The sequence below is a fragment of the Cupriavidus sp. Met-2 genome (genome assembly GCF_049843575.1).
Classification (GTDB): Bacteria; Pseudomonadota; Gammaproteobacteria; order Burkholderiales; family Burkholderiaceae; genus Cupriavidus; species Cupriavidus metallidurans.
In genome coordinates this window covers 39,089-63,558 of sequence record NZ_JBBHZL010000007.1, presented here as the reverse complement: position 1 = coordinate 63,558, position 24,470 = coordinate 39,089, and the positions used below count along the sequence as shown (strand labels likewise).

Below are 24,470 nucleotides of genomic sequence, written 5' to 3'. Positions count from 1 at the left end.
CTTGGCTTTGGTTTCTTGTAAGGGTGCGGCCGCCTACCTTCCTGGGTGGCGTTGATCCGGCCCCGCTGTGTTATCGGAAGATTGTGACATGGACGCGGCTACCGAGAGCGGGGGCAGCGACGGGCCGAGCGGTTCGGCGCGTCCCGACGGCTGACGGCGCGGGCGTCCCATCAGGATCGGCTGGAAGAACACCGCGCCAGCCAGCGTGCACGCCAGCGCCAGCGCCAGCAGTTTGCCCATGCTCGCAGTGCCCGGGTGGTGCGACAGCCAGAGGCTGCCGAACGCCGTCGCCGTGGTGGCGGCGCTGAACAGCACGGCGTGGGTCAGGCTCGACTGCAGAAGCTTGGTCTTGCCATGGCGCCAGGCAATCACATAGTAGATCTTGAAGGCCACGCCAATGCCCAGCAACAGCGGCAGCGCGATGATATTGGCGAAGTTCAGCGCAATGCCGAACACCACGCAGAGTTCGAGCGTCACGAGGCCGGAAACCAGCAGCGGGATCAGCGTCCGCAGCACATCGCCGACGCTCCTCAGCGTGATCCACAGCAGCACCGTGATCGAGATCACCGCCAACACGCCGGCGTGCAGGAACGCGGTCATGATTGTGTCGGCCGATCCGCGGATCGCGATCGGGCCGCCGGTGGCGTCCGGCTGCACGCGCGCCATCACGTCGATAAACTGGTTCAGCGCCGCTTCGCGGGCGTCATCGTTCTTCGCGCCGGGCGGCGGCAGCTTCGGGCTGACGCTGACCAGTGCCTGACCATCGGGCGCGAGCCAGTCGCGGACCAGTTCGGGCGGCAGTGTCTGCTGCGAGATCGGCTCGGGCTGCAGCGCGTTCTGCAGTGAGGCCAGCGCCAGTTGCAGCGGCAGCGCAATGGCCTGTTCCGCACGGTCGCGCGTGGCGGCCGGCGCATCGGCCAGCTTCTTGAGCGCTTGCGACAGATGGTCGGCTGCAGCTGCGCCCGGGCCGGGGTGATCCTCGGCGGCCAGCGCGAGCTGGCGCGAAGCGTTGCGCAGCGATGCCACGCGGCGCACGTCCTCGGCCGGCTGCGAGCGCGTTTGCGTCAGCACGGGCATCAGGCTCTTCGCCATGCCGGCGACAATGGCCAGCTTGGCGGGCTGGTCATCCGGAATGAACGTCTTCAGCGTGACCACGCGCTCGACTTCCGGCAGCGTCTTGAGCCGCGTGGCGATCTGCTGGGCTGCCGCCACGGACGGGGCGAGCACACTGACGTTGTCGGTACCGGCCTGCGGCGCATCCTTGAGCGCGAGCAGCGTCGACATCGATTCGGAGTCAGGGTCCTTCAGGTGCAGCGGGTCGAAATCGAAACGCAGGTGCGGCAGCAGCGGCGCGCCCGCGATCAGCACCGCCAGCACGCCGACCAGCGTGCCCTTGCGATGGCGTTCGAAGAAGGAATCGGCCGGGGCCAGCCAGGCAAAGCCCGGCACTTCGTCCTCGCCCGGCGGGGCCAGCACGCGGATCATGGCCGGCAGCAGCGTGAAGGTGGTGCCAAAGGCGATGAACATGCCGACGCCGGCGATCTTGCCAAGCTCGGCCACGCCGCGGTAGTCGGTGGGCAGGAAACAGAAGAACGCCGCGGCGGTGGCAGCCGCGGCCAGCGTGAGCGGGCCTGCGACGTCGCGGGCCGCCAGCTCCAGCGCCTTGTTGATGTCGTCATGCTCGTGCCGCTCTGCTCGGTAACGCACGCCGAACTGGATGCCGAAGTCGACACCCAGGCCGACGAAAAGCACCGCGAACGCCACGGAAATCATGTTCAGCGCGCCAACCATCAGCAGGCCCAGTGCGGCAGTGATGATGAGCCCGGAGATCAGGCTGACAAGGACAGCCGTGATCAGCCGCGCGGAACGCAGCGCCATCCACAGGATGCCGATCACGACGACCAACGTGAGGATGCCATTGAGCGCGGCGCCTTCGCTGACCGACGAGAATTCGTCGTCGGCCAGGGGCTGCGGGCCGGTCAGTCGCACCACGGCGCTGTAGCGTTCGGCAAGCTTGAGTTCGGTGGCCGCGGTGCGGATCGCGTCGCTGGCGCCAGAGCCGGCTTGCAGGTCGCTGAAATCGAGCACCGGCGACAGCGTCACGAAACTGTACGCGTTGCCGTCGGCGTTGGCCTTGAGGCTGTCGTCGACCAATCCGGCCCACGACAGGGCCACCGTATGGTCGGCCAGCACGCCGTCGACGGTATTCGCGCTCGCCTGGAGCAGCTTTTCCATGTCGCCCAGCTTGATCTGTCCGAGCTGCAAGGGGAGCGCCAGCGTGGTGGTCAGCAGGTCCGACAGGCCGCGCAACGTGGGATCGTGCGCGAGATTGTTGAGCAGCGGCCGGGCCTGCGTGAGTTTCTCGGCCATGTCGTTGACGCTCGCGGTATCGGCGAACAACAGGCCGTTGCGTTCGAAGAACGGGCCCGAACCGGGCTGCCCGACCGCGCGGAAGCGCTTGGGCTGCTTGCGCAGGGCATCGGCCAGTTCATCGGCGGCCGCATCGGCAAGCTCCTTGGCTGGGGCCTGCACCACGGCGAGGATCATCTTGTCGCGCTGCGGAAAGGCGTCGCTGATGGCCTGGTCGTGCTTCGCCCAGGGGGCGTCGGATTCAAGCAGTCGGCTGATATCGGTGTTGATGGCGAAGTTGCGGGCCGCGTAGATGCCTGCGGCAACGGTCAGCAACAAGGAAATGCCAATTACCAGCCAGGCGTGGGCGGTAGCGAATTTGACGGTGCGAACGAGCAGCGGTCTGATCATGTGTTTGAAATCTTCATCGCCCGGTTGCGGAGGGGCGCGTGGGCGGCACCCGGAGTATAGCGGGTGACGGTGGCGTTGCAGGTCCGGAGCGCCTTGCGCGCCATGCAGTCCGGCCTCGCGGCGATCCGCTATATACTGGCCCGACTGGCCAGCCGGCCGATACCTTGAGCATCAGATTGTCATGAACCGTTACGGATTCCTTCCCGCCGCCATCATTGCGCCGATCGCCGCCGTGGCCGTCGTCAGTACCGCCCACGCGCAGGTCAATACCAGCGCTTCGCCGGACAAGCTCGTGCAGTCCGCCGTCGAGGGCGTGATCACGAAGATCAAGGCCGATCCGGAAACCCGCGCGGGCGATCTCGGGAAGATCACGGCGGTGGTCCAGCGCGAGTTCCTGCCCTATACCGATTTTGGCCGCACCACGCGCCTCGCGGTGGGCGGCGCCTGGAAACAGGCGACGCCGGAGCAGCAGAAGGTCCTGCAGGAGCAGTTCACGGCGCTGCTGGTGCGCAGCTACGCGGTGTCGCTTTCGCAACTGCGCGAGCAGAGCCCGAAATTCTCGTACAAGCCGGCTAAAACCGGCAGCAATGCCAATGACGTGGTGGTGGCCACGCGGGTGATGAACAACGGCGACGAGATGCTGATCGATTATCGGCTGGAGCGCGGCGCGGAAGGCTGGCGCATCTATGACATCAACATGATGGGGGCGTGGCTGATCGAGGTGTACCGCAAGCAATTTGCGGACATCGTCGCTCGTGACGGCGTGGATGGATTGGTGAAGTACCTGACGAATCACAACGCGCGGACTTGATGCCTGTGTGGGCCTGAATGGCCTGAGTGGTCCGGAAAAGCAATCGGGGTCGGCAATGCCGACCCCGATTGCTTTCACGTCACCAGAACCAGGCTTAGTGCACCTGAGCGGCCTGCACGGCCTCGGCGCGGCTACCCTGCGCCTTCTTCAGGTTGCCGATCTCGGCCAGCTTGATTTCCACGTGGCGCGAGAAGACGTATTCGGCGGGACGCTGCTTGTCCAGCGGGATGTCCGGGGCCATCGGGCCATCGGTCTTCACGCCGCGCAGGCTCACGCCCAGCGCCTTGATCGGGTGCGCGAACGTATCGGCCACAGCCGTGGCTTCGAAGCCGCTGTGGACCATGCAGTTGGCGCACTTCTCGTAGTTGCCGACACCGTAGGCGTCCCAGTTGGTGTCTTCCATCAGTTCCTTGAAGGTCTTCACATAGCCTTCGCCGACCAGGTAGCACGGACGCTGCCAGCCGAACACGGTACGCGCCGGGTTGCCCCACGGCGTGCACTTGTAGGTCTGGTTGCCGGCCAGGAAGTCCAGGAACATCGTCGACTGACTGAACGCCCAGTTCTTGCCGGCGTTGCCGCGCGACAGGATGTCGCGGAACAGTTGCTTGGTCTTGCCGCGGTGCAGGAAGTGCTGCTGGTCCGGGGCGCGCTCGTAGGCGTAGCCCGGCGAGACCGTGATGCCGTCCACGCCCATCGCCTTGACCGAGTCGAAGAACTTGGCCACGCGGTCAGGCTTGGCATCGTTGAACAGCGTGCAGTTGATGTTGACGCGGAAGCCACGCTCCTTGGCCATGCGGATCGCTTCCACACAGCGGTCGTACACGCCTTCCTGGTTCACCGAATGGTCGTGCATTTCGCGGTCGCCATCCAGGTGGATCGACCACACGAAGTACGGGCTCGGCTCGTACTGGTCGATCTTCTTTTCCATCAGCAGCGCGTTCGTGCACAGGTAGACGAAACGCTTGCGGGCGATGATGCCGCGCACGATTTCGGGCATGTCCTTGTGCAGCAGCGGCTCACCACCGGCGATCGAGACCACCGGGGCGCCGCACTCGTCCACGGCCTCCAGGCATTCCTGCACCGACAGGCGCTGGTTCAGGATGGGGTCCGGATAGTCGATCTTGCCGCAGCCCGAGCAGGCGAGGTTGCAGCGGAACAGGGGCTCGAGCATCAGGGCGAGCGGGTAGCGCTTCTGCCCGGAAAGATGCTTGCGTGCGATGTAGGCGCCTACGCGGGCGACCTGCAGAAAGGGAATGGCCAAGGGGGTGCTTCCTGTTAGGTTCGTTGCTTCAGCCTGCCGCCGTCTGGTCGGCAAGGCGTGCGTCGCTGGGTTCAGTGGTACTACTGGCCGCCGGGGCCTGCTTCACATTGTCCAGCTCGGCCGGCAGGCGGAATTCGGCATGTTCCTCGATCCCTTCCATGGTCGAAACTTCGACCGGACCAAGGCGGCGCAAGGCCGCAATGACGTCTTCCACCATTTCTTCGGGTGCCGAGGCACCCGCGGTAATGCCGACGACGGCGGCGTCGCGGACCCACGTGGGGTCCAGCTCGCTGCCATCGGCGATCAGGTAACTCGGTACGCCGCTCTCGGTGCCGATTTCGCGCAGGCGATTCGAGTTGGAACTGTTGGTGGCGCCAATCACGAGGATGACGTCCACGCGGGTGGACAACTCGCGCACCGCGCTCTGCCGGTTCTGAGTGGCGTAGCAGATATCGCGTGTACTCGGGCCAACCAGATTGGTAAACCGCGCGCCGAGCGCCGCAATGATATTACGGGTGTCGTCCACGGACAACGTGGTCTGTGTGATGTAAGCGACCGGTGCGTCATTCGGCAGGTCCAGGGTGGCGACATCGGCCTCGTTCTGGACCAGGATGACCTTGCCCGGAATCTGCCCCATCGTGCCTTCCACCTCGGGGTGGCCGGCATGGCCGATCAGGACGACGTGGCGGCCCGCTGCCGCGTACTGGCGTCCCTGATTGTGAACCTTGATGACGAGCGGGCAGGTCGCGTCGATCGCGTGCAGTTCGCGGCGGGCGGCCTCGCTGACCACGTCCCGCGACACGCCATGCGCGCTGAAGATCGTCACTGCATTGCCAGGCACCTCGTCGAGTTCCTCGACAAAGCGCGCGCCTTTCTGGCGCAGGCTTTCCACCACATGCTTGTTGTGTACGATTTCGTGTCGCACATAGACGGGGGCGCCATGCTTGACGAGGGCTCGATCGACGATTTCGATCGCGCGGACGACACCTGCGCAAAATCCGCGAGGTTGAGCAAGTATCACCTGCATCGAAATGGCCCCCCGACCCTCTTGTGAAGATTAGAAGACATTTATATTTTGGTATTCCCGGGATCACATTTCCGGACTACGGTGGTTACTATATACCGGTGTCAGTTTTCGTGTCGCCGCGTGGGAATTTGCCAACAGGGCGTTTCCGGCGAGAATGCTGCACCGCAATCCGGCTGTGGGTGGGCTTCTGCGGGGCAGAAGAGCCTGCCGCGCCGGCAGCATTGTCAGGGGATTTGAAATTAACAATTGCATTCTTGTTACAGGTGCGTCGGGATTCCTAGGCTCGTCTGTGATGCGACAGGCACTCGACCGTGGCTTCCAGGTGCGCGTGCTTGTGCGCCCGACCAGTCCGCGCGCCAATCTGGCCGGCTTGCCCGTGGAGATTGTCGAAGGCGACATGCGCGATGCCGCATCGATGACCCGCGCCATGGCCGGCGTGCGCTACCTGTTCCATGTGGCAGCCGATTATCGGCTCTGGGCGCCAGATCCAGAGGAAATCGTGCGTTCGAACGTCGAGGGCACGGTCACGGTCATGAACGCCGCACGCGCAGCTGGCGTGGAGCGTGTCATCTATACGAGCAGCGTGGCCACCCTGCGTGTGGCGGGCGCCACGGCGCCGGTCGACGAGACGGCGGCAATGGCCGGCCATGAGGCGATCGGCGCCTACAAGCGCAGCAAGGTGCTGGCCGAGCGCGAGGTGGAGCGTCTGGTGGCGGAAGGCCTGCCGGCGGTCATCGTGAATCCCTCCACGCCGATTGGCCCGCGCGACGTGCGTCCGACCCCGACCGGCCGGATCATTGTCGAGGCGGCCACCGGCAAGATCCCGGCCTTCGTCGATACCGGCCTGAATCTGGTCCACGTGGACGACGTGGCGAACGGTCATTTCCTGGCACTGGACAAAGGGCGCATCGGCGAGCGCTATATCCTGGGCGGTCAGGATGTGCTGCTGCGGCAGATGCTGGCCGACATCGCGGGCATGGCCGGCCGCAAGGCGCCAACCATCGAGTTGCCGCGCTGGCCGCTCTATCCGGTCGCCCGCGTGGCCGAGACCATCGCACGCTTCACCGACAAGGAGCCGTTCGTGACCGTGGACGGGCTGAAGATGTCGCAATATCGGATGTTCTTCACTTCCGCCAAGGCCCAGCGTGAGCTTGGATACGCGCCGCGCCCCTATCAGGAAGGGCTGCGCGATGCGCTCACGTGGTTCCGGGAAGCCGGCTATCTGAAGTAGCCGATCAGCACGGCGGGGTGGTCCCGCCATCCGGATGTTACGACCGTACGGGCGCCTGCGAGCGCCCTTTCCATTGGCCGCCACGACGCAGGTAATAGCGCCGCGCAGAATCCAGCGTGGCGCCCAGATAGAACAGGGCGGTCAGTGGCAGCAGCGGTGCCATCCATACGGGTTGGCGATATTCGCGCAGCATGGGCCGGTAGCTGATGGCCATCAGGAGCCAGGCCAGCCAGGCTGGCCAGGTTCCCGCGCCGCCAGCCAGCGCCAGGACCGGCGGGGCCAGATAGGTCAGGATCATCCCCAGCGTGGCCCCGATCAGCATCCACGGCGAGTAGTGCAACTGCGTGTAGGCACTGCGGGCGATCATGTTCCAGAGGCTCTGCCAGTCGTCGTAGGGGCGGAGCGAAATGCTGTCATCCGCCAGATCGAGCCGGATCGACCCATCTGTCTTGATCTTCGCCGCAAGGCTGCAATCGTCGATCAACTCGCCGCGAATGGCTTCGAACCCGCCGATACGGGCCAGCGCCGAGCGCCGTGCCAGCATGCAGCCGCCCGCCGCGCCGGCCACGCGGCTGCGCGGGTTTGCAATGCTCGCGAACGGGTAGAGTTTGGCGAAATAGAAGACAAATGCCGGCACGATCATGCGTTCCCACGCGGAATCGCAGCGCAGGCGCACCATCAGCGAGACCAGATCACGCTGCTCGTCCTCGGCGCGGGCCACCAGTTCGGCCAGCGCATTCGGACCGTGCCAGATGTCGGCATCGGTCAGCCAGACGTACCTGGCCTCTGGCGCGGCCTTGTCGGCGGCGGCCAGACCTTCGGATTGCGCCCAGACCTTGCCACTCCAGCCGGCGGGCAGGTCGCGCGCCCCGATCACGGTCAGCGCGTCGCCCTTGTCGATGGACAGGGCCGCGGCGCGCGCGATGTCCGCCGTGCCATCGGTACTGTGATCGTCCACCACCACCAGATGGAGCCGGCCGGCGTAGCGCTGGCTCAGCACACCGGTGACGGCGCGGCCAATCACATCCGCTTCATTGCGGGCCGGGATCACGGTGACCACGGTGGGCCATTCGGCCGGGGCGGGAGAGGGCGCGGGCTTGCGCACGCGCCAGAAACCGGCGCGGGCGAAGACCAGCACGCACCAGACCACAAGGGTCAGCAGGGACAATCCAAACAGCATGGCGAATTATTTGACGAAGCGTCGTGCGAAGCGCGCCAGCTTGGGCACCGTGGTCGGACGCAGAAGCCGCGCATCATACCCCGCCATGCGTCGATCGTTCTCCACCAGGCAGAGATCGATCATCGAGCCGGGCGTGAGCGAGTCGGCCAATGTTTCGGCGGCGTTCATCGGGAAGTTGGCGTCCTGGGCGCCGCCATGCTCGTCTACTTCAATCTGGCGAGCCAGGCCGATCCGCTCCCGAATCAGGAACAACCAGACGCGAAACACCTTGAAGGCGAACGCGGGGCGGCGCCACCAGGGCAGGCTGGCGCGATACCAGGCCACCCAGTTGACGAAAAACAGGATGTGGCGGCCTTCTTCCTGAATCACCGGCTCGAAAGTCTCGACGAGTTCGGCCGGGAAGTAGCCCGAATCCTTGGCGGCCGCGAACAGGCCGAACGCGGCAAAGCTGTCGATGCACTCGCTGTAGCCGGTAACCAGCCAGCCCCATTCGATGTCGGACGGCGGCAGATATTCGGGCTCGGGTTCCAGCTGGATGCCGTAGGCCTCGACGAGCTTGGCCAGCACCACCTTGTGCCGCGCCTCCTCGTCGCCATCCATTTCCAGCGCGCTGCGCAACAGCGGGTCGCGCTGAAGCCGGGCAAAGCTGTGCACGCGGATCGACGCGCGGCCTTCAGTCTGCACGGCGATGTCCCAGATCGGCAGCGAGGTCACGCGCTCGAGCGCTTCCGGCGAGAGCTTCGGCCAGTCGATGACGGCGGGTTTGTAGGGGTTGTGGGTCTGCAGAAGCATGTTGCAGAACATGCGCAGATGCTCGGGGGACCCGGCACGCACCGGACCCTCTACCGGGTCGGTCCAGTTGCGCATCGCGTAATCGGCCTGGTCGATGGCCGCTCGGGCAACGGTGGCAGCCACTTCGGCGGCACGCGCCGCCGGGCTCGGTGTGGTGCTGGCCGACTGTGATCCGGTTTCGGGGACCAACGGGTCGACGGTCATGCCATCCGCTTCGAAATTTCTCTTCATCGGCGCTCCGGGCAGGGGATTGCGGAGCCATTGTATCCAGCCGGAGCGATCAGCGCAGGATTGTGTCGTTCAAGGCAGTCGAAATCGATCCGGCGGGCCATAGCCCGCCGGATCGTGATCGCCAATCGACCGCTAACGCGCGCGGTGTTCGTGCGCGGGCGGGTTCGGGCGAGGGCGCCAGTCCCGTGCGATGTCGGGGAAGACGTCGCACTCGCCACGCACGATGGCCTCGATCGTCGTGCAGACGCATTCGGTCCCCCGCGGGCCTACGCAGACGAGGCTGTGCGGATGCTCCGAATGGGGCGGGATGGCGTACACGTGCATGCCCTCGCGGTAGAGGGGATGCCGGGTGAGCCGCTCGTTCAGGATCTCGACGAAGCGGCGGGGGCTTACGGTGGGCTTGTCCATCGCTAGTTCGTCCTTTAAAGGAAACCCCGGCCCAGGCCGGGAGCGTTTGCCGGCGCGCGGGCTTAGTGGAGCGTTTGCGAGTCAGTGACTTCGCCCGCCGCGCGCGGCGTGTCCAACATGCTGTTGCCGGCAGCCCAGCAGGCCGCTTCCGCTTCGGCGTGCGAGGGGTAGTCGGCCGCTGCTTCGATCATGCTGTCGCACTCAGCGCCGCCGCACTTCTCTTCCACCACGATTCGCCACGTATAGCGTCCGGGAGGGTCTTCAAGCACATGCATGACCAGCGTGCGGCGGTGGTCGGTCAGGGTCATGGGATGGGTGGTGGGCATGGCAATTCTCCCTTGCCGACGGGCCATGACAGGAACGACAACCCGGCGGACTTTCAACATAGTCAGCGTCGCGGGGCATTGCCACCCCGAAATGATGCGGTGCGGCGTCGGCGGCCTTTCCTCGTATCTCCGGGCCTGCTATCTTGTCTGGCTTCGGTCTTGCGGGTCGACTATCCGGCCCACCCGAACCCAATCCGACATGCCAGTCTCGCCGCCGACCCTTACCGCCCGGATCTCCGCGCTGCTCGCCCATTTCGATACGGCCGTCCTGCCGCCCTGGACCGGCGCGGGATGGAATCCAGCGATGCAACTGGCGCATGAGGCACTGGACGGCGCCACCGGCCAGCCGTTGCCGGACAAGCGCTACCGGGCGATGGCGTGCGCGCGCCAGCTCTATGTCTTTGCGACGGCCGGCAACCTGACGCATGCCGATACCCTGTTTGCAGCGCTGCAACGTCACTTCGGCGATGGGGCAGGCGGCTGGATCTACAGCGTCGACGCCGACGGCCGGCTGCTCGATACGACGCGCGATCTCTATACCCACGCCTTCGTGGTCTTCGCCTGCGCGCATTACCACCGCGCTGGCGGCAGCGCTGCGGCGCTGGACCTGCTGCGTCGCACGGTCGATGTCATCGAGAGCCGCTTTGCCGATGGCAGCGGGCTGTATCACGCGGCCCTGGCCGAGGATTTCACGTCCAATGGCAGCGGCGTGCTGCAAAACCCGGTCATGCACCTGACCGAAGCCTATCTGGCGGCGCTGGAAGCCACTGGCGACACATGGTTCGCCAATCGGCTCCGTGACCTGGCCGATGCGGTGCACGCACGCTTTGTCGATGCCGCCGATGGATGCGTGGCCGAACTGCCACAAGGCAGCGCCGGCAATCGGATCGAGCCGGGACATCAATTCGAGTGGTATTCGCTGGTCATGACGGCCCCGGCACTGTTCGCCGATGTGGCACTGTCATCGGCATTGCGCCGGGCGTTCGATTTCGCGCGCCGCCACGGCGTGGCGGACGACACGCTGGGTGTCTGCGCGGCGCTGGATGGGGCGGGGGGCGTACTGGATGCCACCGAGCGCATCTGGGCACAGACCGAATTCGCCCGGGCGCTGGCGGTCAAGGGATCGGTCGATCATGATGGCGAAGCGCTGGATACGCTCGCGGTCTGGACTGACCGCTTCCGCACGCGCTTTCTCCATGCCGGTGGCTGGCACGAATGCCTGGCGCCCGATGGTATGGTCGTGCGAGCGGAGATGCCTTCCACCACGCCTTATCACCTGCTGACCGCCTATCAGGCGCTGGGCGCGTTGCCAGGCTAAGCAGCCATCAATCGACCCGCGCGGCGCGCAGGTCGCTCTTGCGAATCAGTTGCAGCAGCGTATCGGCCGGCTCGGTGAGCCGGCGTGCGGCCAGCGTGATGAACTCCACGTCCGGCAGTGCTGGCAGGGCATCGAAATTGACCGGTGGCACCAGACCGCCGCCGGTCAGATTCTCGGCCCGTACGGTAATGCCGAGCCCGCCGCGCGCCGCTGCGATACATCCGGAATGGCTGCTGCTGGTGCACACGACGCGCCAGCGCCAGCCGTTCTTGGCCAGCGTGTCCAGCACCACGGAGCGCGTCACGCTCGGTTCGTTCACGAGGATCAGCGGTAGAGGCTGACGCACATCCACAACCGTACCGGGCCGCGCCAGCCATTCGAGCCGGCCACGGAAAAGGGGCACGCCGCGCCGCTCGCCTTCGCGCCGCTTGCCGACGATGAGGTCCAGCGTGCCCGCTTCCATCCACTCGTACAGCTTGCTGGTCATGCCGATGGTGATCTCGAGCTCCACGTCCGGATGCGTGGCGCGGAATGCAGCCAGCACATTCGGCAGGGGACCCTGCGCCAAGTCTTCGGAGGTGCCAAGGCGCACGCGCCCCTGCAGGCGCGGTCCGCTGAACTGGGATTCGGCACGGGCCAGGGATTCGAGAATCAGCCGGGCATGAACGAGCAGGGCTTCGCCATCGGGTGTCAGCGCCAGCGAGTGGGTATCGCGCACAAACAGCCGTCGGCTCACGCTGCCTTCGAGCCGGCGGATATGGTCGCTGACCGACGATTGCGACAGGCCAAGCTGACGCCCCGCGTCGGTAAAGCTGCGCGCGGTGGCCACCGTTGCGAAAGTCTGGATCCAAACGGGATTGAGCATCGCCGCATTGTCATCGGTAAATCCGATCGCAGTCAACAAAGCCAGAGGGGTTCCCGATGGGGTGTCCGCTAGGTACCATGCTCGAACGTCTCCGGGATTACCCGGACTGACGCCGCCCCATCAAGAATTGCCTATGCGTACCGCCTCTGCTTCCGCCACCGATCAGGCCTTCTCCCAGAAGGCCATGCTGTGGATCGTCTTCGCCGGCTTTTTCATGCAGACGCTGGACACCACTATCGTCAACACCGCGCTGCCCGCCATGGCGCGCAGCCTGGGCGAGAAACCACTCGATCTCAAGCCTGTGGTGGTGGCCTACACGCTGACCATGGCGATGCTGACCCCGGCGTCTGGCTGGCTGGCCGACAGGTTCGGCACACGGCGCGTCTACTTCAGCGCGATCCTGATCTTCGTGATTGGTTCGGTGTTCTGCGCCACGGCGCACACGCTGACCCAACTGGTGATCGCGCGGGTGCTGCAAGGCATTGGCGGATCGATGCTGTTGCCGATCGGCAGGCTTGCGGTGCTGCGCAACATACCCGGCGAGCAGTACATTGCCGCACTGGCCTTTGTCTCCATCGCGGGGCAGGTCGGGCCGATCTTTGGCCCGGTGCTCGGCGGATGGCTGGTGCAGAGCGCGTCGTGGCACTGGATTTTCCTGATCAATGTCCCGGTGGGGCTGGTCGGCCTGTTCGCCGTGCATCGTTACCTGCCGGCTGGCGAAGTGGATGCCGCGCCGCCGTTCGACTGGATAGGCTGTGGCCTGCTGTCGCTGTGCATGGTCACGTTCTCGCTAGCGCTCGAGCGTGGTTCGGTCAGTAGCCTGAGTGCCGCGCTGATGGCCATAAGCATTGCCAGCGCGCTGCTCTACATTCCGCATGCGCGTCGCCATCGCACGCCGCTGTTCCGTCTCGCGCTGTTTCGGGAGCCCAACTTCAGCGTGGGGCTGGTCGGCAATCTTGTCTGCCGCATCGGCTCGGGCGCCGTGCCGTTCCTGCTGCCGCTGCTGTTTCAGCTCCAGCTAGGCTATTCACCCTTTCATTCGGGCCTGATGCTATTGCCGGTAGCGATTTCCGGGACCATCTCGAAGCGCTGGATCGTGCCGCTGGTGAATCGCTTCGGCTACGACATATTCCTGCTCGTCAATACGGTGATCGTCGGGGCTTCGATCGCGTCGTTCGCGGCAATCTCGCCGGGCTGGCCGCTCGGGCTGTCGATCGTGCAGTTGGCGATCTTCGGCGCCGCCAACTCCATGCAGTTTGCCGCTATGAACGGCGTCACCCTCAAGGGTTTGTCGCGCGAAGACGCGGGCAGCGGCAACAGCCTGTTTTCGATGGTGCAGATGCTCGCGATCGGCCTCGGCGTGACCATTGGCGGTGGACTCGTGAGTCTGTTCTCGACCAAGCTTGGCGTGGCTGCTCCGGCCTATCGGCTGGCCTTCCTCAGTGTGGGCATGATCACGCTGGCGTCGGCCATGGTGTTCCGGCGGCTCGATGCGGACCTGCTGAACCCGAAGCGGACTGCGGTGGAGGCGCGGTAGAGGGCATCGGGGCATCAGGGCATCAGGGCATCACGGCCGCAGCAAGCGCACGGCTGGGCCGCTCATCCATCGACGGAGATGACCAGCACACCCCGTTCCGACAGCGCGGGGCGGAGATCGTGCTGGAGGAACACGGACTTGCTGGTGTGCCGTGGTGCCGCCAGGAACAGTCCATTGTGGGCGTCGTTGAACACTGCTAGCACTTTGTAAGTGCCATTAGATGCTCAGTCTTCCTCGACGCCGGCCTCCCGCAGCATCCGCTCGCACTCATCGAGCATGTCGTGCGCGAATGCGGACTGGTAGTTCGGATCGAGGGCTTCCATCATCTCGTGCGAGGCGTAGAGGCCGGCTTCACGAGACAGCGTTTCGGCCAGTTGCCGGGCGAGTTGATCGCTCAGGTCGGACAGCACACGCCGTTCCGACAGCGCCAATTGCAGTTTCGAGCGTGACAGCCAGTTGGCCGCGAGCGTGGCGCCCTGGCCCTCGGTCATCCACTGGCCGTGTTCGTAGAAGGCTGACAGCCGTTCGGCGGTCAGCGCGAACATCAGGGCCTTGCGGGTGTTGAAGTCGATGCGGGGCAGGGGAGCGGCGGGGATCATGCGTGGATATCGGGGGTAGGGGGAGTGGGGATGTCGTAAATCCAAGTAGGAGGATGTCATAAATGGGATAACCCTGGATAACCTGAACCTACTTGGGAGGCCGAAAGTGAAACCCTCTCGCATCCGCCTGACCGTGGTCTCGTGCACCTGCCGGCTTCCGGGGAGTCGCTGGTCAGTCGGCCGAGGTCTGCCAGTTTGAGACGTTCGAGACAGCCACCTAGGTCGTTGCCAATTGGCAAACCAATACCGCTGGCAGCCATTCCAGTGTGTGACCGACTAGTTGTTTCTACCCCGCACAGCACTCTTGAAGGCGGCGGCAAGCGCGGCAAGCGCCTCGCGCGAACGGCTGTCGCTGACTCGCGAGTGAAGCAGAACTGGCAAGCGTGGCAAGTCAGGAAGCCCGAGCTTGGAGCCTACGTCAACTGCGCCCCATGGCAGCATGCGTGGAGCCAATGCCGCCACGCCAAGCCCGGCCACGACGGCTGCAGCGACTGCTGCAACGCCGCCGCCAACGAAAACTTCTGTCCAGGGCACTCCGGCCGCATCGAGAAACTGGCCGGCCATCGCACGCACGCCACAAGGTTCGGCCAGTGTGGCAAGCGGCAGCGGATCGCCGGCGCGATGCTTCCAGCTCGGCGCCGCAAACCAGCCGAACTTCTCGTCGGTCAGAAATTCGCCGTCGCTTCGACCAACGTGTAAGCGGACGATCACCGTATCGAGTTCCCGCCGGTCGAAGCTTTGCAGCAGGTCGCCAGACGAGCCAATCCGGATCTCGATCAACAGTTGGGGGTTTTGTGCGTTCATGCGCGCGATCAGCGCGGGGAGTTCCGGTCCCGCAACGTGGTCACTGATACCGATGACAAGACGTTGCCGTCTCCCTGTCATTCCGGCGAGCGCGCGTTCGTGTACCTCCAGGAGTTCGCGGGCGTGTTCAAGGAAGGCTACGCCCTGCGCCGACAGCGCCACATACCTGGGGGTCCGCTCGACCAGCCGACAATCGAGCCTCTGTTCGAGCCGTTGCAGCTTCAAGCTGACAGCGGCCTGCGTCGTCCGCATGGCTTCAGCCGCGCGCGTAAAGCTGCCAAGGTCCGCAATGCGCACGAAAGCCTGGACGGCATCCAAGTCGAGCGGGTGCCTTTTCATTTCCAATTGTTATTACTGATATTGGGTCATCATGGCTTTTCAATATAGCAGATGGCTCTTAATGTTCAGTCAGGCCACAACGGAAAGGACTCAACCATGCCACTCGTTCACGTCTCACTGCGCGCCGGAAAGCCGGAAGCCTACCGTCAAGCTATCTTCGATAGCCTCTATCGCGCGATGCACGAAACGTTCGAGGTTCCCGAGGACGACCAGTTCATGACCGCCACGGAGCATGACGCGGCGAACTTCCGCTACGGCGCGTCTTATCTTGGTGTCGCTCGAAGCGACGATCTCGTGTTCATCCAGATCACCGCAAACAATACCCGCACGGTGGAACAGAAGAAGCTGTTGTTCCGCCGGATCGCGGAGTTGCTCAGTGAGAGCGCTGGCATCCGGCCCGAGGACGTGTTTGTGAGCCTTGTCGAGGTCGCAAAGGAGAACTGGTCCCTCGGTAACGGCCTCGCGCAATACGCCTGAGTCGGTTCGGTTCAACGCAGTCGTAGTTTTCGGGCTGCTTCGCGACGCGCGACGCAAAATATGCGTGAATGCCCGTTGTCGAGGAAGTTCGTTGACCGCTGAGGGTCGGTCTGAGACCCTCAGCCTTCTGATTGCCTGCGAACCTCAAACGTCGCAGGCCCGCACGAAGCACCGCAGGGGTTCCCTTATCAGGAACGACGGACGTACCTCGGACCGCAGATTGGATCGGACGGCCGCCATGTTAGCGCGGCAATCGTCGCGGCACTCACACAAAGCGCTCCTGCAACCACTGGCCGATATCGACAATTTCCTCGATGCAGACCGAATGCGGCATCCGGTAGGTCAGCCATGTGACCGGATGGCCAGCGGCGGCCACCCAGTCGCGCGCGCGGGTGCCGAGCATCAGCGGCACGACATCGTCCTCGGTGCCGTGGGCGGCAAGGATTGGCGTGGCGGCGTTGGCCGGTGCAACCTCGGATGCGATCAGGTCGGTCGAGGGGATATACGTCGATAGCGCAATTACCCCGGCGAGCGTTTCGGGATGGGTCAGGGCCGTGGTGTACGCGATCGCGCCACCTTGCGAGAACCCTGCCAGGACGATGCGATTGGTTGGCACGCCGCGCGCGTTTTCGCGTGCGATCAGCGTGCGGATGGCATCGCGGGATTGCAGGATGCCTTGTTCGTCGGCACGGCGGCCCGCTTCATCGAGCGAGTAGATGTCATACCAGGCCGGCATGACGTAGCCGCCGTTGCAGGTCACGGGTATCGCCGGGGCGTTCGGGAAGATGAACCGGACGGCGAGGGTTTCGGGCAATCCGAGTTCCGGGACGACTGGAACGAAGTCGCTGCCATCGGCGCCCAGCCCGTGCATCCAGATCACGGAGAACGCCGGGTTCGGCGCGGTTTCAATTTCGATGGCGGGCAGCGGTTCGCTCATGGCCGGTTCCAGTGCAACAGCACGAAGCTAGGGAAGGCGGCCAGTATCGCACAGGCCCGAACGAGCCCATGCGGGTGTTGCCACGCCAGCGCGGCGTCAGGCGGCGTCAGGCGGCGTCAGGCGGCAGAGGGCACGATCGGCACCGTGGTCAGGCCCGGTGCGGCACGTGCGGGTGTTGCGGTGGCGTCCGTGCCGGCATGGGTGATCGCATAGCGCCGATCGGCCACACCTTCCACGCCGCTCGTTCCCACTTCTTCCAGGAAAGCGATCATGTTCCGGTAGTAGTCGACTTGCATCTGCGCTTCCAGCAGGCGGCGTTCTGCCTGGAAAAGCGTCAGCCTCATGTCTTGCAGTTCCTTCTCGGCGATTTTTTCGGGCGTCGGTGGACTGAACAAGTTTGCAAGCGAACGCATGGCATTTACCTCCAGGGGCTGTCTACGGCGGTGAGTCGTGATCGGATGTGAGCGCCATTGCGGTCAAATATAGACGATCCGGCGCAAGGTACACGATGGGTCACCATGGTTCATGTGGGGTCGCCCACAAGAATGATTGCGGTACGCCGCACGCAGGAGTAGATTGTTTGCCCATTGGCCGGGATGCCGCGTGCTGCGCGTCCCGGCCTTGCCGTTTCTGGGGCACTGGGCCGGGCGATCCCGCCGATTGTGGCGGAGTTGCCACTGCCGGCCTCTGACGCGATCCGCGCCGTCGAATCCTGCCATCGGCAAAAAAACGACACTCCGTCTGCCGCACGCAACATCGGTCAACTGCAGGCATTTCTCCCGCATGACAACGGCATGACGCGCCGATGACCAAATGGTGGCGCGAATGCCACGCCCGATTGTTTCTGTCCCGGTTTTGTCTTTTCGCGTCCCACTCTTTCGGAGGGGTAAAGGTTGCTTGGCTGGCTCCGTTAGTCCATCGATAGCCCCGGACAACGCGGGGCACGAAAGAGGAGCGGATAAAGATGGCGTGGGATAACTTGAGCATGCGCATCCGGCTGGGCGCGGCATTTGGGGTGGTGGTGGTGCTGGTGGCCGTCATGATGACGCTGGCGTTGGGCCAGATCACCGATGAGGGCACGCGAGGCTGGCTCTATGGGCTGGGCACGGCTGTGGCGGTGTTCAGCGTAGTGTGCTGGGCCCGTCTGGCCAGTGCGATCGAGGCGCCGCTCAAGGAGGCCGAATTCATCGCGGAGACGGTGGCTGCCGGCGATCTGAGCAAGGATTTCGAAACCGAGCGCGGTGGCGATTTCGGTCGTCTGCTCGGCGGCCTGGGAGAGATGGAAGACATGCTGACCGACCTGGTTACGCGCATCAAGTCCGCCAGCGATTCGATTTCTTCGGCATCGCAGCAAATCGCCGTGGGCAACACCGATCTGTCGCAGCGGACCGAGGAGCAGGCGGCCACGCTGCAGGAAACCGCGTCGAGCATGGGCGAACTGACTGCGATGGTCCGGCAGAACACCGAACGCGCGCGCACCGCCAACGGGCTTGCGGCTTCGGCGTCCGGCATCGCCGAGCGCGGTGGCGCGATCGTCGGCAATGTCGTGGAAACGATGGATGCCATCAGCGTCAGTTCGCGCAAGGTGACTGACATCATCGCCGTCATCGAGGGCATTGCATTCCAGACCAATATCCTGGCCCTGAATGCCGCCGTGGAAGCGGCGCGCGCGGGCGAGCAGGGTCGCGGTTTCGCCGTGGTGGCCGGCGAGGTGCGTACGCTGGCCCAGCGCAGTGCTGCGGCTGCCAAGGAGATCAACGTGCTGATCAACGACTCGGCGCGTCAGGTGGAAAGCGGTTCGGCGCTGGTCGGCCAGGCCGGGCAGACCATGGAGGAAATTGTCCAGGCGGTGCGTCGCGTGACGCAGATCCTTGGCGAGATCGCGACGGCTTCCGAGCACCAGAGCGACGGCATCGAGCAGGTGAACGTAGCGGTGACCCAGATGGACGATGTGACGCAGCAGAACGCCGCATTGGTCGAACAGGCGGCTGCGGCTTCGTCGGCGCTGGCCGAGCAGGCGCAGGAGCTTCAGAAAGTTGTGGGCGAGTTCAAGCTGTAGCCTGTCGCTTATCGCCGTCAGAGCTTCCCGCTCTTCAGGTAGGCGATCACTGGCGCCCAGAAACGGGTCATGTAGGAGGGCTCGATCGCCGCGTCATGCGGAAGGTCCTCGAAGGCTTCCAGCCGCCGGGGCCCGTGCGCGGCCCGGGCCAGGCATTCGGCATCCCGGAACGGGATCGTCTCATCCCGCTTGCTGTGCAGCAGCAGGATGGGCATGGTCAGATTCCGGATTTGCCGGATGTTATTCCATGGGTCCGGCAACATCCAGGCGAGCCAGCGCGGCACCCGGCCAGTGACGACTGCGGCGGCACGCGCAGAGCGGAATCCGGCGCCGATGACCATGCCATCGGGTGCCGGCGCCAGATCGCCCACAACATCCAGCAATACGCCGCTACCGAGCGAGTGCGCCATGACATAGTGCCGCGACGCCTTTGGTGTAACTGCGCGGAACTGGGCATAGGCAGCCAGGGCGTCCTGGTGCAGGTGGCGAACGGAAGGCCGGCCCGTGCTGGCGCCATAGCCGCTGTAATCGAAGACGAAGGAACTGATGCCTGCGGCGTGCAATAGCGCCTGGACGGGTGCCCAGTCGGCCAGGCATTCCTCGTCACCATGAAATACGGACAGTGCGGGCGCGTCGGGCGAGGCCGCGACGTATGAGCCACGCAACATGCGGTTGCCGCTTGCGAATGCAAACTGGCGCGATGCAACGCCGAAATCGTCTGGCCTTGCCGTGCCGCCCGGGGCCGGAACGAACGCTTCCCGTTCGATTGCGCGGAACAGTATTAGCCGTCCGACGCCGGCCAGCAGCGCCACACCAGCCAGCCCTGCGGCGCCAACCAGCCAACGCCGGTACGAATTGGGGGCGGGGGTCGCTTTTGGGGGCGGCATTGCGATGCTCGACTGTCGGCAGGGGTGAGTAACCCTATCACCTGCAAGGCCCGTCGGGAAAGTATCGGCAGGCTTCAGAAGAGGATTTTCCTCAACTTTATCTCGTAAAATCAATTACTTATCTTCGTGATTGATGATTTCGATCGGGGCAATAGAAAAGTTTTTGAGTGGCGTCCCAAGTTTCTGCTTGCGTATCTATCTATAGGTAGATAGTATTCACGGCATGGACGAACACGTTGCAGCGCAAACAACCAGCGCAGCGGGCAATCCAAGCAACACCAGACAGTGACGCAGTACCGGAAACGGTTCTTTTTTTAAGTCTTTGAGTCTATCTAGTAGTAGATAACATTCAGCAAAGAAGACGAAGAAGAGCGCCGCGAATTTGCAGCACAGACTTCGGCCCCGCAATCCACAACCTGAACCGGATTGCCCGGCCCCTTGAAGAAGGAGAGCATCATGAACGCCAAGACCATCCTGACCGCCGCCGCCCTTGCCGCCGCATTCGTGACGGGCGCCGCCCAAGCCTCCACCTCGCATGGCGAGGTCTACGGTTATACGTATCGTGTGAACGACCAGCGCAGCGCCTTCACCGATGGCGCCCGCCAAGGCAAGTTCGATAGCTTCAGCGAAGGCGCTCGCATCAGCAATCGCGATGGCTTTACCGAAGGCGCGCATATCGGCAACCGTGACGCTTTCACGGATGGCGCCCGTATCAGCAACCGGGACGGCCTGACGGCCAGCATCAGCAACCGTGATGGCCTGGTAGAACGCACCATTGACCCGTACCTGGATGGTGCGCGTTTCGTAGCCGGCCTTGATCGCAGTGGTGTTTCCGCCAGCCCGGCTCGCAAGGTCGATCCGTATCTGGACGGCGCCCGTGGCAATGAAGCACGTAACCCGTACTTCGACGGTGCCCGGACCCCGGACGTCTACACCGACGGCGCGCTTGCCTGACCAGCGCCATGGCCGCCCCGACCGGGTGGTTGTCGGCTGAAGCCCGGCGCCCTCGATAGGGCGCCGGGCTTTCATGGTGCGATACGCACGCTAAGATGAAATCGTCCGGGCCGAACGCCCGGATTCCCGGCGGCCGGAAAGTGGCGTGGCTTCGCAATCGCCACCTCCGTCGCGGGTTCCCGGCCTGAATGGCCGCTGGTTGGCTCCGGGAAAATCCCGGTTGTGTATCTATCTTCGTGTAGATAAAGTGGCGACCATGAAAACGCAACCTGTCCGCGAGCAACTGCTCGAACACACGCTGATCCTGATCCGCCAACGCGGATGCAACGGCTTTAGCTATCGCGACCTGGCCGAGCTGGTGGGCGTCAAGACCTCCAGCATTCATTACTACTTCCCGTCGAAGGACGATCTGATCCTGGAAGCGGTCAAGGAGTACAGCCGGCGGATTAGCGAGCGGCTTGCTGGCATCAGCGCCGACCTGCCCGTGCTGGACCAGGCGCGTCAGTACCTGGAGCCGTTGCGCCAGACCTGCGGGTCGAACCAGATTTGTCTGGCCGGGATGGTGTCGACCGAGATCCTGAGCCTGCCGGAGTCGGTGCACTCGGTGCTCAAGGACTTCTATCACGTCAACGAAAACTGGCTGGCGAAGCTGCTCGAGCGCGGCCAGAAAGAGCGTGACACGCCGTACCCGGTGCCGCCCGCCATGCTGGCGCAGGTGATCTACGGGGCGCTGCAGAGCGGTCTGATTGCGGCGCGCCTGTTCGGCACGCAGGACCGTCTGGAATCGGCGGCCGAAACGCTGCTTGGCGCGCTGTGCAACAAGCGCGCCGCGGCGCTGCTCGAAGCGCACGCCTGAGTCGCGTACCGAACTATCTGCAGGACACATCATCCGCCGGAGGGCATCAGCCGTCCGGCGGTATTTTTTTGTCCTGCTTCCAGGCGGCCACTGTGTCGCACAGCCAGCGTGGATCGTCGTGCGGCAGGTCGTGTCCTGCCCATGGATGACGGATAAGGCTGACGCCATCCGAGCGCCACGCTGCCGCCAGGTGCGCCGAGCAGGCCGGGTTGACCAGCCGGTCGGCATCGGATGAGAGGATCAGCGTTGGACATGCCGGCGCGGCGGTCATGGCGCGAAATCGTGCGGCGGCCAGCAACTGCAGCCATGCCGCCTTGCGCGAGACCGGCGCGCTTTGTGCGATCTCGACCCAGCCGGCGATGTCGGCGTCGCGCGTATCGAGCCGCTCGCAGGTCAGTCGGTGCACGGTCCGTTCGCAGCGGACGCGATCCTGCCAATGGTTCGCCATGCCGAGCAGCGCCGGCCAGTTCAGCGGCTGCAGGCGCTCCGTTATCGCGCTGAAGGGCCTCATGCTCGTATTGATCAGCACCAGCCCCGCCACGTCGTCGGGCCACGCCTGAACCCATCGGGTTGCCACCATCGCTCCGAGCGACATCGCCAGCACGCGCCATGGTCCTGGCACGCCCGATGCACGCGCCGCAGCCCGAACCGCTTCCATCATGCCGTCGACGCTGGCCGGCACCGTGGCGTCGTGCGCCGTGCCGTTGCCGGGCAGGTCGATCAGCAGCGGCTGCCCAAGCCCACGCGATGTCCATAACGCCGGCAGGTTGCCCCAATGGCGTGATTCACGGGTCAGGCCGCGCAGGAAGATCCAGGCGCTCATGGCATGGGCGGCCCATATTGCCAGTGCGCGCGCGCCTGCCCCAGCAGGTGATCCCGCTGCGCTCCGTTCGGCAGCCAGCGGTCGGGCGCCACGGCTACCCGGCCGAGAAAGTCGAACAGGCTGACATGCCGGCGCAGGACCCGTGCAGTGCGGTGTGCCTTGATGGGATTAAAAATGCCGGCGCGAGAGAAAATCTGACGCGGATTCTTCTTGATCCACAGCCACGAACCCAGTTCGAGCGTCATCGGCAGGAACAGGTTCTGCGGCGGCGCGCGGTCATACGCGAAGTCCCACAGATCGCCGTGCAGCAGGTATTGGTGGCTCTGCGGCTCGAATGCGTAGCCGTGATGCGGATGGGCCTGTTCGAACATGGTCTTGAGCAGGTACATCTCGGGGAAGTGGGACATTGGTGCGTGCGTGCGCGCGTACGGGAACCAGATGCTGTCGCGCCAGCCGTAGCCCGAATGACAATCGACGGCGAAGCTCAGCGGGCGCGGCAGTAGTTCGGTTTCTACCACGTGAAGCATCGCGCGGCTTTCCGCTTCCATTGGCGCGCCCGCGCGGCCGCGATACCACGGTAGCCAGGCGCCGATACGCTGCCCACCGGCCAGGAACGGCACGGCGGCATCGGCATCCTGCGGCGCGTTACGCATCAGATCGACACCATTCGGATTGGCGCGCGTTGCCGCATACATCCCACCTGGATTGACGATCGGCATGAAGATCAGCCGCACCGTCTGCAACTGGCGATGCAGCAGGTCGTCCCAGGCAAGACGACACAGCAATGAGCGCATGTAATCGAGCACAAGCTGCGTGCCGATGCGTTCCAGACCGTGAATGCCGCCGAAGATGCCGATGGCCGGGGCGTCTGGTGCGTCGGTGCCCAGGCTGGCCACGTGCACGGCAAACGAGTGGCCTTGCACGGTCACATCGCAGGCGATTTTCGAACGAAACCATGGCGCGCCGAGTTCCAGCAGCGCGAGTAGCTGGTCGTACTCGGGAAAGCTGGAGCGGCCCGTGTCGGTCATCGATGGGAGGCGTTTGGGGCGGAGGGCGCTTGGAAGACGGGCGGATCAGTTCAATATAGGCGCTGGCGGCGGCACTTCGCAATGGCGGCCGGAGGCGGCGCCAGGCAGTACCAGTCTGTCCAGCAGCGCGCTGAGCAGCCTTGTCTCGCGCCGGCTGTTGAGGCAGTACAGGTATTCGTGGATCACCGGTGCGCGGCTGGCGAACGGCACCACCGTCAAGGCCGGGTCGCGTGGCACTTCACCCATCGGCATCACGCTTGCGCCGAGGTTGTGGCGGATGGCCTCGCAGATGGCCTCGCGGCTACCGATCACAGTGTGCGCCGGCAGTTCCTCTCCGACGGCACGGAGCGCGCTTTCCGTGGCCTCTCGCGTCATCGAGCCCTGTTCGCGCACGAGCAGGTGACAGGCGGCGAGTTCGGAAACTTCAACGCGCGGCCGGCGTGCGAACGGGTGCGCGGGATGCGTTACCAGCACCATCGGGTCCGCTGCCAGCCTGATTCGGTGCAGGCGATCGTCATTGACCGCATGCGACGACACGGCGGCATCGATGCGGTACTCGAAAAGCGCATCGAGCATTTGCCGGGAGTTGCCGATCTGGATGCTGACGCCGATGGCCGGATAGCGCTGCCGGAACGCCGCCACGCTGCGCAGGATGTAATAGGGGCCGGTTGCGCCGATCCGCAGGTTGCCCATACGGAGATTTCCGGCATTGCGCAGCAGGAAGTCGGCATTGCTCTCCTGCTGCACGATCTGTTCGGCCAGCGGCATCAGCGCGACGCCGGTATCGCTCAGGTCCACGCGGCTGGCCCGCCGATGAAACAACTCCACGCCGTAGAGCTCCTCGAGCTGGCGGATGCGCCCGGTGACCGTGGGCTGGCTGACTCGCAACTGGCGAGCGGCGGTGGTGATGCTGCCTTGTCGCGCCACCTCGTAGAAGGTCATCAGCAGATCGCCAAGCAT

25 protein-coding genes are annotated in these 24,470 nt (G+C 64.5%); 8 read left to right on the top strand and 17 right to left on the bottom strand.

Annotation, left to right across the window (positions count from 1 at the left end):
* Nucleotides 1-33: 33 nt before the first annotated feature.
* The gene (locus tag WD006_RS16425; RefSeq protein ID WP_029309398.1) at nucleotides 34-2,760 is read right to left on the bottom strand and encodes an MMPL family transporter; all 2,727 of its coding nucleotides are present in this window, start codon (nucleotides 2,758-2,760) and stop codon (nucleotides 34-36) included.
* A gap of 181 nt (nucleotides 2,761-2,941) precedes the next feature.
* On the opposite strand from WD006_RS16425, the gene WD006_RS16420 reads away from it, so the two are divergent.
* Nucleotides 2,942-3,571 carry an MlaC/ttg2D family ABC transporter substrate-binding protein gene (locus WD006_RS16420; protein WP_008645112.1) on the top strand — a complete coding sequence of 210 codons (630 nt, stop codon included), beginning with the start codon at nucleotides 2,942-2,944 and terminating at the stop codon, nucleotides 3,569-3,571.
* 94 nt (nucleotides 3,572-3,665) lie between these two features.
* On the opposite strand, the gene hpnH is transcribed toward WD006_RS16420, so the two are convergent.
* Together hpnH and ispH are read right to left on the bottom strand one after the other, a co-directional pair.
* The gene (hpnH, locus tag WD006_RS16415; RefSeq protein WP_011518656.1) at nucleotides 3,666-4,832 is read right to left on the bottom strand and encodes an adenosyl-hopene transferase HpnH; all 1,167 of its coding nucleotides are present in this window, start codon (nucleotides 4,830-4,832) and stop codon (nucleotides 3,666-3,668) included.
* A 28-nt stretch (nucleotides 4,833-4,860) separates the two neighbouring features.
* Nucleotides 4,861-5,859 (bottom strand): 4-hydroxy-3-methylbut-2-enyl diphosphate reductase, encoded by a 999-nt coding sequence (gene ispH, locus WD006_RS16410; RefSeq protein WP_011518657.1) that lies wholly within the window; start codon nucleotides 5,857-5,859, stop codon nucleotides 4,861-4,863.
* A gap of 154 nt (nucleotides 5,860-6,013) precedes the next feature.
* Here ispH and hpnA point away from each other — a divergent pair, with 154 nt between their 5' ends.
* Nucleotides 6,014-7,090 carry a hopanoid-associated sugar epimerase gene (gene hpnA, locus WD006_RS16405; RefSeq protein ID WP_267880329.1) on the top strand — a complete coding sequence of 359 codons (1,077 nt, stop codon included), beginning with the start codon at nucleotides 6,014-6,016 and terminating at the stop codon, nucleotides 7,088-7,090.
* A gap of 37 nt (nucleotides 7,091-7,127) precedes the next feature.
* On the opposite strand, the gene WD006_RS16400 is transcribed toward hpnA, so the two are convergent.
* The 4 genes from WD006_RS16400 to WD006_RS16385 form a co-directional block, all read right to left on the bottom strand.
* The gene (locus WD006_RS16400; protein ID WP_375199026.1) at nucleotides 7,128-8,270 is read right to left on the bottom strand and encodes a glycosyltransferase; all 1,143 of its coding nucleotides are present in this window, start codon (nucleotides 8,268-8,270) and stop codon (nucleotides 7,128-7,130) included.
* A gap of 6 nt (nucleotides 8,271-8,276) precedes the next feature.
* Complete coding sequence (locus WD006_RS16395; RefSeq protein WP_011518660.1) at nucleotides 8,277-9,293, bottom strand: hypothetical protein; 1,017 nt, start codon at nucleotides 9,291-9,293, stop codon at nucleotides 8,277-8,279.
* Between the two features lie 132 nt (nucleotides 9,294-9,425).
* On the bottom strand, nucleotides 9,426-9,701 hold the full coding sequence (locus tag WD006_RS16390) for a hypothetical protein (protein WP_011518661.1): 276 nt from the start codon (nucleotides 9,699-9,701) through the stop codon (nucleotides 9,426-9,428).
* Between the two features lie 62 nt (nucleotides 9,702-9,763).
* Nucleotides 9,764-10,027, bottom strand: a complete 264-nt coding sequence (locus WD006_RS16385; RefSeq protein WP_008645098.1) for a hypothetical protein — start codon at nucleotides 10,025-10,027, stop codon at nucleotides 9,764-9,766.
* A gap of 199 nt (nucleotides 10,028-10,226) precedes the next feature.
* Between WD006_RS16385 and WD006_RS16380 the strand changes: the two genes are divergently transcribed.
* Nucleotides 10,227-11,345, top strand: a complete 1,119-nt coding sequence (locus WD006_RS16380) for an AGE family epimerase/isomerase (protein ID WP_029309401.1) — start codon at nucleotides 10,227-10,229, stop codon at nucleotides 11,343-11,345.
* Nucleotides 11,346-11,352: 7 nt separating this feature from the next.
* On the opposite strand, the gene WD006_RS16375 is transcribed toward WD006_RS16380, so the two are convergent.
* A complete protein-coding gene (locus tag WD006_RS16375; RefSeq protein WP_029309402.1) occupies nucleotides 11,353-12,210 on the bottom strand; it encodes a LysR family transcriptional regulator in 858 nt (285 codons plus the stop codon).
* Nucleotides 12,211-12,343: 133 nt separating this feature from the next.
* On the opposite strand from WD006_RS16375, the gene mdtD reads away from it, so the two are divergent.
* Nucleotides 12,344-13,747, top strand: a complete 1,404-nt coding sequence (gene mdtD, locus WD006_RS16370; protein ID WP_029309403.1) for a multidrug transporter subunit MdtD — start codon at nucleotides 12,344-12,346, stop codon at nucleotides 13,745-13,747.
* A 62-nt stretch (nucleotides 13,748-13,809) separates the two neighbouring features.
* Here mdtD and WD006_RS16365 read toward each other — a convergent pair whose 3' ends face one another.
* The 3 genes from WD006_RS16365 to WD006_RS16355 form a co-directional block, all read right to left on the bottom strand.
* Nucleotides 13,810-13,950, bottom strand: a complete 141-nt coding sequence (locus tag WD006_RS16365) for a hypothetical protein (RefSeq protein ID WP_231108879.1) — start codon at nucleotides 13,948-13,950, stop codon at nucleotides 13,810-13,812.
* Between the two features lie 21 nt (nucleotides 13,951-13,971).
* Entirely contained in the window at nucleotides 13,972-14,346 is a 375-nt protein-coding gene (locus WD006_RS16360; protein WP_011518666.1) for a hypothetical protein, read from the bottom strand.
* A 276-nt stretch (nucleotides 14,347-14,622) separates the two neighbouring features.
* Nucleotides 14,623-15,489 carry a LysR family transcriptional regulator gene (locus WD006_RS16355; protein WP_011518667.1) on the bottom strand — a complete coding sequence of 289 codons (867 nt, stop codon included), beginning with the start codon at nucleotides 15,487-15,489 and terminating at the stop codon, nucleotides 14,623-14,625.
* A gap of 96 nt (nucleotides 15,490-15,585) precedes the next feature.
* Between WD006_RS16355 and WD006_RS16350 the strand changes: the two genes are divergently transcribed.
* Nucleotides 15,586-15,966, top strand: coding sequence for a tautomerase family protein (locus WD006_RS16350; protein ID WP_029309404.1), 381 nt, complete (start codon nucleotides 15,586-15,588; stop codon nucleotides 15,964-15,966).
* A 265-nt stretch (nucleotides 15,967-16,231) separates the two neighbouring features.
* On the opposite strand, the gene WD006_RS16345 is transcribed toward WD006_RS16350, so the two are convergent.
* Entirely contained in the window at nucleotides 16,232-16,903 is a 672-nt protein-coding gene (locus WD006_RS16345) for an alpha/beta hydrolase (protein ID WP_029309405.1), read from the bottom strand.
* A gap of 116 nt (nucleotides 16,904-17,019) precedes the next feature.
* Nucleotides 17,020-17,316, bottom strand: a complete 297-nt coding sequence (locus tag WD006_RS16340; protein ID WP_011518671.1) for a hypothetical protein — start codon at nucleotides 17,314-17,316, stop codon at nucleotides 17,020-17,022.
* Between the two features lie 572 nt (nucleotides 17,317-17,888).
* Here WD006_RS16340 and WD006_RS16335 point away from each other — a divergent pair.
* On the top strand, nucleotides 17,889-18,962 hold the full coding sequence (locus tag WD006_RS16335; RefSeq protein ID WP_029309407.1) for a methyl-accepting chemotaxis protein: 1,074 nt from the start codon (nucleotides 17,889-17,891) through the stop codon (nucleotides 18,960-18,962).
* 17 nt (nucleotides 18,963-18,979) lie between these two features.
* On the opposite strand, the gene WD006_RS16330 is transcribed toward WD006_RS16335, so the two are convergent.
* Nucleotides 18,980-19,849 (bottom strand): alpha/beta hydrolase, encoded by an 870-nt coding sequence (locus tag WD006_RS16330; RefSeq protein ID WP_029309408.1) that lies wholly within the window; start codon nucleotides 19,847-19,849, stop codon nucleotides 18,980-18,982.
* A 456-nt stretch (nucleotides 19,850-20,305) separates the two neighbouring features.
* On the opposite strand from WD006_RS16330, the gene WD006_RS16325 reads away from it, so the two are divergent.
* Both WD006_RS16325 and WD006_RS16320 read left to right on the top strand, forming a co-directional pair.
* Nucleotides 20,306-20,803, top strand: coding sequence for a hypothetical protein (locus WD006_RS16325; protein WP_011518676.1), 498 nt, complete (start codon nucleotides 20,306-20,308; stop codon nucleotides 20,801-20,803).
* A gap of 256 nt (nucleotides 20,804-21,059) precedes the next feature.
* Nucleotides 21,060-21,659 carry a TetR/AcrR family transcriptional regulator gene (locus WD006_RS16320; RefSeq protein WP_029309409.1) on the top strand — a complete coding sequence of 200 codons (600 nt, stop codon included), beginning with the start codon at nucleotides 21,060-21,062 and terminating at the stop codon, nucleotides 21,657-21,659.
* Nucleotides 21,660-21,705: 46 nt separating this feature from the next.
* Here WD006_RS16320 and WD006_RS16315 read toward each other — a convergent pair whose 3' ends face one another.
* From WD006_RS16315 to WD006_RS16305, 3 genes are read right to left on the bottom strand one after another with little or no spacing between them, the layout of a single operon-like run.
* A complete protein-coding gene (locus WD006_RS16315; RefSeq protein ID WP_011518678.1) occupies nucleotides 21,706-22,482 on the bottom strand; it encodes an alpha/beta fold hydrolase in 777 nt (258 codons plus the stop codon).
* Nucleotides 22,479-23,510 carry a M14 family zinc carboxypeptidase gene (locus WD006_RS16310; RefSeq protein WP_029309410.1) on the bottom strand — a complete coding sequence of 344 codons (1,032 nt, stop codon included), beginning with the start codon at nucleotides 23,508-23,510 and terminating at the stop codon, nucleotides 22,479-22,481. Before WD006_RS16310 ends, WD006_RS16315 begins: the two co-directional genes overlap by 4 nt.
* A 45-nt stretch (nucleotides 23,511-23,555) precedes the next feature.
* Nucleotides 23,556-24,470 carry a LysR substrate-binding domain-containing protein gene (locus WD006_RS16305; protein ID WP_029309411.1) on the bottom strand — a complete coding sequence of 305 codons (915 nt, stop codon included), beginning with the start codon at nucleotides 24,468-24,470 and terminating at the stop codon, nucleotides 23,556-23,558.